Origin of the sequence: Streptomyces sp. NPDC058662, from assembly GCF_042716255.1 — a bacterium.
GTDB lineage: Bacteria > Actinomycetota > Actinomycetes > Streptomycetales > Streptomycetaceae > Streptomyces.
Window position 1 is genome coordinate 1 of the sequence record NZ_JBHXRU010000165.1, and the last position, 8295, is coordinate 8295.

The following is an 8295-nucleotide window of genomic DNA, read 5'->3' on the forward strand; positions in this document are numbered from 1 at the left end:
TGATTTTTGGCACGCTGTTGAGTTCTCAAGGAACGGACGCTTCCTTCGTACTCACCCTCTCGGGCTTTCCTCCGGGCTTCGTTTCGTTCTGTTCTTGCGTTTCCGACTCTATCAGACTCTTTCGGGCCTGACCCCCAGTCAGCGGGGTTTATCTTCGGGGCTGTTGGGCCCTTCCGACTCCCGAACTCTAGTGGATTTTCCCGGCGGCTCATAATCGGGCCTTCGAAAATGAATTCGGACATGCCGAATTCATTCCCAGTGGGAGATCGTGCAGAGTTGGGTGCCGCAACGAGGCGGCGGGAGTTGCTGTCGCCAAAACCTTTCGACTCTGGGACAACTCGAAGAACCTTACGGATCCGCGAGGCGGGTGTCAACCCCCGGCTCAGCTGGGGGACTGCAGGTCCTCCACGCGGTCCAGGAGCCGCGTGAGCATGTCGCCCAGGACGCCCCGTTCAGCCGTGGAGAGGTCCTGCAGGAGGTCCTCCTCGAAGACCGTCGCCGCGCGCATCGCGTCCAGCCACTTGCTGCGGCCCTCGTCGGTGAGCTCCACGATGACGCGGACCCGGTTGGACTCGTCCCGCTCCCGCGTGACCAGCCCCTCCGCGGTCATGCGGTCGATCCGGTGGGTCATCGCCGCCGGCGTGAGGCCCAGCTGCTTCGCCAACTCGCTCGGCCCCATCCGGTACGGGGCCCCGGAGATGACGAGGGCCTTGAGGACCTCCCACTCCGCGTTGCTGATGCCGAGGGCCGCGGTCTGGCGTCCGTACGCGACGTTCATGCGGCGGTTCAGGCGGCTGAGCGCCGACACCACCTTCTCGACCTGGGGGTCGAGGTCCTGGAACTCGCGCTGGTAGACGGCGATCTGCTCATCGAGGCTCGGCTCGTGGACGGGCGTAGTGCCGTCGGGGGTGTCACCCATGGGTCGAAGTATGGCACGAGCCCATTGGCGTCTAACTCCTTCGATGTGTAGAGTTAAGCATCGAACTTTAGCTATGAAGTCTTCAGTCTTCAGCTCTCAAAGGCAGGTGAGAAGTGACCAAGGTGATGGGCGCCGCGATGCAGCGGATCCAGGCCGGGAACGCGCTGACCGCGTTCGGCATCGGTTTCACGGTTCCGTTCCTCTACATCTATGTGGCGCAGGTGCGCGGTCTGGGCTCGATGGCCGCCACGACCGCGTTCGTGGCGTTCGCGCTGGGCGCTCTGGTCGCCCTGCCCCTCACCGGTCGGGTCATCGACCGACGCGGTCCCGTCCCCGTGGTCGTCGGGGCGGCCGTCGTCGCCTCGGCCGGTGCGCTCTCGCTGGGGCTCTCCGGCAGGCTCGTACCGATCCTGCTGTCCGCCCTGGCCCTGGGCGCCGGGCAGGCCGTCATGCAGCCGGCGCTGGCCACGATGATCGTGTGGTGCTCCACCCCGTCGACCCGGACCCGTGCGTTCGCCCTGCAGTTCTTCATGCAGAACCTCGGTCTGGGCATCGGGGGCCTCATCGGCGGGCAGATCGTCGACGAGAACCGGCCCGGCAGCTTCACCCTGCTGTTCGGCATCGAGGCCGTGATGTTCCTGGTGCTCGCCGGGGTCATCCTCACCGTGCGGATGCCGCACGCGCCGGTCATCAAGGACGCCGTGCCCCGGGGCACGGACGGGGCGGGCAGCGGCTGGAAGCGGCTGCTGCGGCACCAGGCGATGGTGAAGCTGCTGGTCCTGGGCTTCGTGGTCTTCTTCGCCTGCTACGGGCAGTTCGAGTCGGGTCTCGCCGCCTTCGGTACCGAAGCGGCCGGGATCTCCCCCTCCACGCTGGGCTTCGCGCTCGCCGCCAACACCGGCGCCATCGTCGTCGCGCAGTTCGTCGTGCTGCGGCTGGTCGAGAAGCGGCGCCGGTCGCGCGTGATCGCGCTGGTCGGCCTGATCTGGACCGTGGCGTGGGTCATCGCCGGGTTCTCGGGGCTGGGACACGGCAGCGCCGTGATGGCCGCCGCCGCGTTCGTCACCACGTACGCGCTCTTCGGCATCGGCGAGGCCATGCTGTCGCCGACTCTGGCCCCGCTCGTGGCCGACCTGGCGCCGGAGGGCTCCGTGGGCCAGTACAACTCGGCCTTCGCGCTGGTCAAGCAGATGGCGCTGGCGCTGGGTCCGCTCGGGGTGCCGCTGGGCGCGGGTGTGCCGATGCTCTACATCGGGATCTTCGTGGTGGTCTCGCTGGGGATCGTGTGGCTCGCGCTGCGGCTGGGCAAGCAGCTGAGCCCGGAGCAGGACAACCCGTCGCTGTCCAGGGTCGTGGCCCGGCATGTTCCGGCCGCCGCCGGTGCGCCGGTCGACGAGCGCGTCCCCGCGTAGCGCACGGCGGGTGGGAGAGGGGAAGGCCCCGGTCCGGTGGACCGGGGCCTTCCGCGTGTGCGACGCCGTGCCGGGCTACGGGTCCGGCTGCCGGTCGGGGAGGGCGAACTCGCACCAGACCGCCTTGCCGCCGCCCGGAGTACGGCGGGAGCCCCAGGAGGAGGCGATGGTCGCGACGATCGAGATGCCGCGGCCGGTCTCGTCGGCCGGTTCGGCGCGGCGCCGGCGCGGGAGGTGGTCGTCCCCGTCGGTGACCTCGATGATCAGGCGCCGGTCGGTGCGGCGCAGCCGCAGGCGCATGGGCGGGGTGCCGTGCTGGAGGGAGTTCGCGACGAGTTCGCTCGCCGCCAGTACCCCGAGGTCGCACAGCTCGACCGGGAAGCGCCAGGAGGCGAGGACGCCCTGGGCGAAGGCGCGGGCGCGCGGGGCCGCTTCGATGCCGCCGAGGAGGTCCAGGGCGGCGTTGTGGAAGAGCTCGGCGTCCGCCCCGGTGCGGGCGGGCTGCTGGAGGACCATCACGGCGACGTCGTCGTCGTGGTCGGCGTCCACGCCGAGGGCGCGCATCAGGCGGTCGCAGATGACCGCGGGGGTCCCCTGCGCGCCGGAGAGGGCGCGTTCGAGGGCGTCGACGCCCTCGTCGATGTCCTCGCCGCGGCGCTCGACGAGGCCGTCGGTGTAGAGGACGGCGGTGGATCCCGGGCCCAGCGCGATGGTGCCCGAGGTGTGCAGCCAGCCGCCGGTGCCCAGGGGCGGGCCGGTGGGGTCGGCGGCGCGGCGGACCGTGCCGTCCTCGTCGCGGACCAGGATCGGCAGGTGGCCGGCGGAGGCGTAGGCCAGCAGGCCCTCGTTCGGGTCGTGGACGGCGTACACGCAGGTGGCGATCTGGCTGGCGTCGATCTCGGCGGCGAGGCCGTCGAGGAGCTGGAGCACCTCGTGCGGGGGCAGGTCGAGGCGGGCGTACGCGCGGACGGCGGTGCGCAGCTGGCCCATGACGGCGGCGGCGCGGACCCCTCGGCCCATGACGTCGCCGATGACGAGGGCGGTGCGGCCGGCGCCGAGGGTGATGACGTCGTACCAGTCGCCGCCGACGGCGGCCTCGGTGCCGCCGGGCTGGTAGGTGGCCGCGACGATCAGGTCGTCGGGTTGTTCCAGTTCCTGCGGGAGCAGGGAGCGCTGGAGGGTGACGGCGGCCTCGCGCTGGCGGCGCTCGCTCGCGCGCAGCCGTTCGACGGCTTCGGCGTGGTCGGTGACGTCGGCGAGGTGGACGAGGACGCCGGTGCGGTGGGGGTCCGGGTCGTGCGCGGCGCCGGTCCTGGGGAACTCCACCGGGGTGCAGGTGACGGTGTACGTGCTGCCGCCGCCCGGGGCCGTGCGGTACTTGGCGGTACGGGGCCTGCCGCTGCGCTGGACCTGGTCGAGGAGCGGGAGGAGGCCGAGCTCGCCGAGTTCCGGCAGGGACGCGCCGGCGGGGGCGCCGGTCGGGCGGGCGCCGAAGCCGGCCGTGTAGGCGTCGTTGACGTAGGCGACGCGGTGCTCGGGGCCGTGGACGAGGGCGATCAGGGCCGGGAGGCGGCCGAGCACCTCGCGTACGGAGAGTTCGTCGAGGGAGGGCGCGGCGGCGAGTGCGGCCGGGTGCGGGGCGGCGCAGGCGGCCGTGCCGGAGCCGGTGCCCGAGACCGTGGGGTCGGCGGGGCGGCCGGCGGCGGGCGCGGAGCGGTCGGTTCCGGGGTCGGCGCGGCCGCCGCGGGCTGCCGGGACCGAGCCTTCACCCCTCTTGGCCTGGGCGGCGGCGTGTTCGGTCCGGGCGGCTGCGCGGCGCTGCGTTCCGGGAAACCGGGCGCTCCAGCGCGTGAAGTTCACTGCGTTCAGGCCTCGTGGTGTCGCAAGTGGTCGCTGTGTCGCTCAGGGCGGTCGCGCACTGGACGATGTCACTCTGTGCAGGTGTGAGCCCACCTATGGTCACACGTCCAGTGTGGCCGACCGCACTGACAACGTCAGCCCTGGCTGTCCTTCGGGGGGTTGGGGGCGGGGCGGGGCGGGGGGTCCTTGGGGGCTCCGCCCGCGGCGAGTTCGAATTCTGCCCTGGGGTGTTCGAGGGAGCCGAGGGAGACGATCTCACGTTTGAAGAGGCCTGCGAGGGTCCATTCGGCGAGGACGCGCATCTTGCGGTTGAAGGTGGGGACGCGGCTGAGGTGGTAGGCGCGGTGCATGAACCAGGCCGGGTAGGCCTTGAGCTTGCGGCCGTAGAGGAGGGCGACGCCGCGGTGCAGGCCGAGGGAGGCGACGGATCCGACGTGCTTGTGCGCGTACTCGGTGAGGACTTCGCCGCGCAGGGCGGCGAGCAGGTTGTCGGCGAGGGCCTTGGCCTGGCGGACGGCGTGCTGCGCGTTGGGGGCGCAGGCGACGCCGGGCTCGGGGGATGTGATGTCGGGGACGGCGGCGGCGTCGCCGGCGGCCCAGGCGTGCTCGACGCCCTCGACGGTGAGGAACGAGGTGCAGACGAGTCGGCCGTGCTCGTTCCTCGGCAGGTCGGAGGCGGCGAGGACCGGGTGGGGTTTGACGCCGGCGGTCCAGACGACGGTGCGGGTGGGGAAGCGGGCGCCGTCGCTGAGGACGGCCACGCGGTCCTCACAGGATTCGAGGCGGGTCTCCAGCCGGACGTCGATGTTGCGGCGGCGCAGTTCGCGGATCGTGTAGACGCCCAGCTCGGGGCCGACTTCGGGGAGGATCCGGTCGCTGGCCTCGACCAGGACCCACTTCATGTCCTCGGGCTTGACGTTGTGGTAGTACCGCGCGGCGTAGCGGGCCATGTCCTCCAGCTCGCCGAGGGCCTCGACGCCGGCGTATCCGCCGCCGACGAAGACGAAGGTGAGGGCGGCGTCGCGGATGGCGGGGTCGCGGGTGGAGGAGGCGATGTCCATCTGCTCGATGACGTGGTTGCGCAGGCCGATGGCCTCTTCGACCGTCTTGAAGCCGATGCCGTACTCGGCGAGGCCGGGGACGGGGAAGGTGCGGGAGATCGAGCCGGGGGCGAGGACGAGCTCGTCGTAGGCGATCTCGACGGGGCCGGCGCCCTCCTCGTCGGTGGCGAGGGTGGTGACGGTCGCGGTGCGTTTGGCGTGGTCGATGCGTTCGGCCTCGCCGATGACGATGCGGCAGCGGGTGAGGAGGCGGCGCAGCGGGACGACGACGTGGCGGGGGGAGATCGAGCCGGCCGCCGCTTCGGGGAGGAAGGGCTGGTAGGTCATGTACGGCTCGGGGGTGACCACCGTGACCTCGGCCTCGCCGGTTCTCAGCTTTCGCTGGAGCCGCAGGGCTGTGTACATGCCGACGTAGCCGCCGCCGACGACCAGGATGCGTGTACGGGGCGGGGTACCGGGGTCCGTGCCCCGGGAGTTAGCAGCCTTCACCATCCCATGACGCAACGTGGCCGGGAGTTTGTCCACAGCCCTGACACATTGTGTGACCGGTGGTGGTGCTGGGGCAGGGCTGAACCGGACGGCGGGTGGGAGTGTCAATCTGCAGGTCAGAGTGTGCGGAAGGGGAGCTTCCGGTGGCTTGTGAAGAAAAAGTGGGGGCGGATGCTCCGATCGGGCGGTGCTCCGTCCGGGGCTGCCTCTTCTGAATTGACTCTGGCTCAACTATGTTCGTAGCTCGTCGAGGAGTATGACCGGGCCCACATGACCGTGGCCCCCTCGGCACGAAGGCGGGGAGTGTCTCCGGGGGGAGACAAATGATTACCGGGGGAAACATATGAACATTTCCGATTTCCATGGTTCTGCGACAGCGCTCTCGGTCGAGAGCGGCGCTCGCGGTATGGCTCACGGCACGACGCACGGCGTAGGCAGGTCCACGCCGCTGCGGGTCGATGCCCAGCGCAACCTGGAGCACGTGCTGCGGGCGGCCCGCGAGGTCTTCGGCGAGCTGGGCTACGGGGCTCCGATGGAGGACGTGGCGCGGCGCGCGCGGGTCGGTGTCGGCACCGTGTACCGGCGCTTCCCGAGCAAGGACGTCCTGGTCCGGCGCATAGCCGAGGAGGAGACCGCCCGGCTCACCGAGCAGGCCAGGACCGCGCTCGGCCAGGAGGAGGAGCCGTGGCAGGCCCTGTCGCGCTTCCTGCGCACCTCCGTGGCCTCGGGCGCGGGCCGGCTGCTGCCGCCGCAGGTGCTGCGGGTCCGGACGGCGGGCGAGGAGGGCGGCCCGGACGCGCCGGCGGCGCGGGTGCCGCAGCAGCGACAGGGGGCCGTCAACGGCGGCGCTCCCGACCTGCGGGTCGTGGGCGCGCGGACGCCCGTGCAGGACGAGCCCTCGGACGACGCGGGAGCGGGAGCGCTGCTGGAGGTCGTCGGGCGGCTGGTGGACCGGGCACGGGAAGCCGGTGAGCTGCGGGGCGACGTCACGGTGGCCGACGTCCTGCTGGTGATAGCGACGGCGGCGCCCGCGCTGCCGGACCCGGCGCAGCAGGCGGCGGCTTCCACGCGGCTGCTCGACATCCTGCTCGAAGGGCTGCGCTCCCGGACGGTGTGAGTGCCGGGCCGCTGCCGGGCAGCACCGGACGGCTCGCGCCCCGCCCTGGTGGCGGTGCGCGGCCGGCCGGGGGCTTCGACGGGGTCCGTCCCCTGCCCCGGTGGCGGTGCGCGGTTGGTCGTGCCCCTGCCCTGGTGTTGGTGCGGGGCGGGCCGGGGGCTTCGGCGGGGTCCGGGTTCCACCGTCGGGGGTGGTGGGCGGTCGGTCGTGCCCCGGTGGGTTCCGTCCGGCCACGGCCCGTTCGTAGCACGGCGGTTCGCCGAAGTGTGCCCGGACGGGTGGATGCCGTGCGCGGGGACCGGGAGCGGGACCGCCGTGTGACACGCTGGATCGGTGTACCGGTCGAGTGTGTCCTGCGGGGGCTGCCGCGATGAGCGTTGACGGGCGGGAAGAGCCATTCGGCGGCGAGGTCGGCGCGGGCAGCCCGCCCGCCCGGCAGGTCCCGGCTCAGCGCGAGCGGGGCGGTCGGCACGCCGCCGGTGGTGGCGGTGGTGAGCTGCCGCCGTCCGACGGGGACTTGGTCGCCCGGATGCGGGGCGGCGACGACGCCGCGTACGAGGAGCTGTTCCGTCGGCACTGCGACGCCGTACGGCGCTACGCACGCACCTGCTGCCGTGACGGGCACACCGCCGACGACCTGACCGCCGAGGTGTTCGCGCGGACCCTGCAGGCGGTCCGCGGCGGGGCCGGGCCGGACCAGTCGGTACGCGCCTACCTGCTGACCACCGTGCGCAGGGTCGCCGCCGCGTGGGCCAGAACGGCCCGGCGCGAGCAGCTCGTCGAGGACTTCGCCGTCTTCGCGGAGCAAGCGGCCACGGAGGCGGAGGTCAGCGGGGCGCTGTCCGGCCTGTCCGGGGGCGACACGCTCGAACTCGGCGCGGACGTACGGGCGATGCACGAGGCGGAGCAGTCGCTGGCCATGCAGGCCTTCCGCAGCCTGCCCGAGCGGTGGCAGGCCGTGCTCTGGCACACCACCGTCGAGGAGTCCTCCCCGAGCGCCGTCGCCCCGCTGTTCGGGCTGAGCGCCAACGCGACCGCCGTGCTCGCCGGCCGGGCCCGGGAGGGGCTCAAGCAGGCGTACTTGCAGGCCCATGTCAGCTCGGCACTGCGCGAGGGCGGCGACTGCGCCCGGTACGCGGACCGGCTGGGCGCCTACGCGCGCGGCGGGCTGCGGATGCGGGCGGAGCGCGGGCTGCGCAAGCACCTGGAGGAGTGCGCGAAGTGCCGGCTGGCCGCCGGGGAGCTCAAGGACGTCAACGCGGGGATTCCCGCGCTGCTTCCGGTCGCGGTCATCGGCTGGTTCGCCGCCGGGTACGCGGCCAAGGCGGCCGGGGCGGTCGCCGGAGGGGCCGTCGCCGCGGGTGGCGCCGGGGCCGCGGCGGCCGCGTCCGGCGGGGCGGGGGCCGCCGGTGCGGCCGGGGCCGCGGGGTCGGGGGC

The 8295-nt window shown here is 72.6% G+C and carries 6 protein-coding genes; 3 read left to right on the forward strand and 3 right to left on the reverse strand.

Features of this window, described 5'->3' with window-relative positions:
* Positions 1-382: 382 nt before the first annotated feature.
* Positions 383-919 carry a MarR family winged helix-turn-helix transcriptional regulator gene (locus tag ACFWUQ_RS30460; protein WP_069921218.1) on the reverse strand — a complete coding sequence of 179 codons (537 nt, stop codon included), beginning with the start codon at positions 917-919 and terminating at the stop codon, positions 383-385.
* A gap of 125 nt (positions 920-1044) precedes the next feature.
* Here ACFWUQ_RS30460 and ACFWUQ_RS30465 point away from each other — a divergent pair, with 125 nt between their 5' ends.
* A complete protein-coding gene (locus ACFWUQ_RS30465) occupies positions 1045-2331 on the forward strand; it encodes an MFS transporter (protein ID WP_384544476.1) in 1287 nt (428 codons plus the stop codon).
* A 75-nt stretch (positions 2332-2406) separates the two neighbouring features.
* On the opposite strand, the gene ACFWUQ_RS30470 is transcribed toward ACFWUQ_RS30465, so the two are convergent.
* Together ACFWUQ_RS30470 and ACFWUQ_RS30475 are read right to left on the reverse strand one after the other, a co-directional pair.
* Positions 2407-4191 (reverse strand): SpoIIE family protein phosphatase, encoded by a 1785-nt coding sequence (locus ACFWUQ_RS30470; protein WP_384544468.1) that lies wholly within the window; start codon positions 4189-4191, stop codon positions 2407-2409.
* A 134-nt stretch (positions 4192-4325) separates the two neighbouring features.
* Entirely contained in the window at positions 4326-5744 is a 1419-nt protein-coding gene (locus ACFWUQ_RS30475) for an NAD(P)/FAD-dependent oxidoreductase (protein WP_384544470.1), read from the reverse strand.
* Positions 5745-6084: 340 nt separating this feature from the next.
* On the opposite strand from ACFWUQ_RS30475, the gene ACFWUQ_RS30480 reads away from it, so the two are divergent.
* Together ACFWUQ_RS30480 and ACFWUQ_RS30485 are read left to right on the forward strand one after the other, a co-directional pair.
* Entirely contained in the window at positions 6085-6858 is a 774-nt protein-coding gene (locus ACFWUQ_RS30480; RefSeq protein ID WP_384544472.1) for a TetR/AcrR family transcriptional regulator, read from the forward strand.
* 370 nt (positions 6859-7228) lie between these two features.
* Positions 7229-8295, forward strand: a 1067-nt coding sequence (locus tag ACFWUQ_RS30485; RefSeq protein WP_384544474.1) for a sigma-70 family RNA polymerase sigma factor, incomplete at its 3' end; no start/stop codon positions are given.

What these genes read in the sequence shown, in the direction of transcription:
- ACFWUQ_RS30460 (WP_069921218.1), bottom strand. Translation starts at nt 919, where the DNA reads ATGGGTGACACCCCCGACGGCACTACGCCCGTCCACGAGCCGAGCCTC.
- ACFWUQ_RS30475 (WP_384544470.1), bottom strand. Translation starts at nt 5,744, where the DNA reads ATGGTGAAGGCTGCTAACTCCCGGGGCACGGACCCCGGTACCCCGCCC.
- ACFWUQ_RS30465 (WP_384544476.1), top strand. Translation starts at nt 1,045, where the DNA reads ATGGGCGCCGCGATGCAGCGGATCCAGGCCGGGAACGCGCTGACCGCG.
- ACFWUQ_RS30480 (WP_384544472.1), top strand. Translation starts at nt 6,085, where the DNA reads ATGAACATTTCCGATTTCCATGGTTCTGCGACAGCGCTCTCGGTCGAG.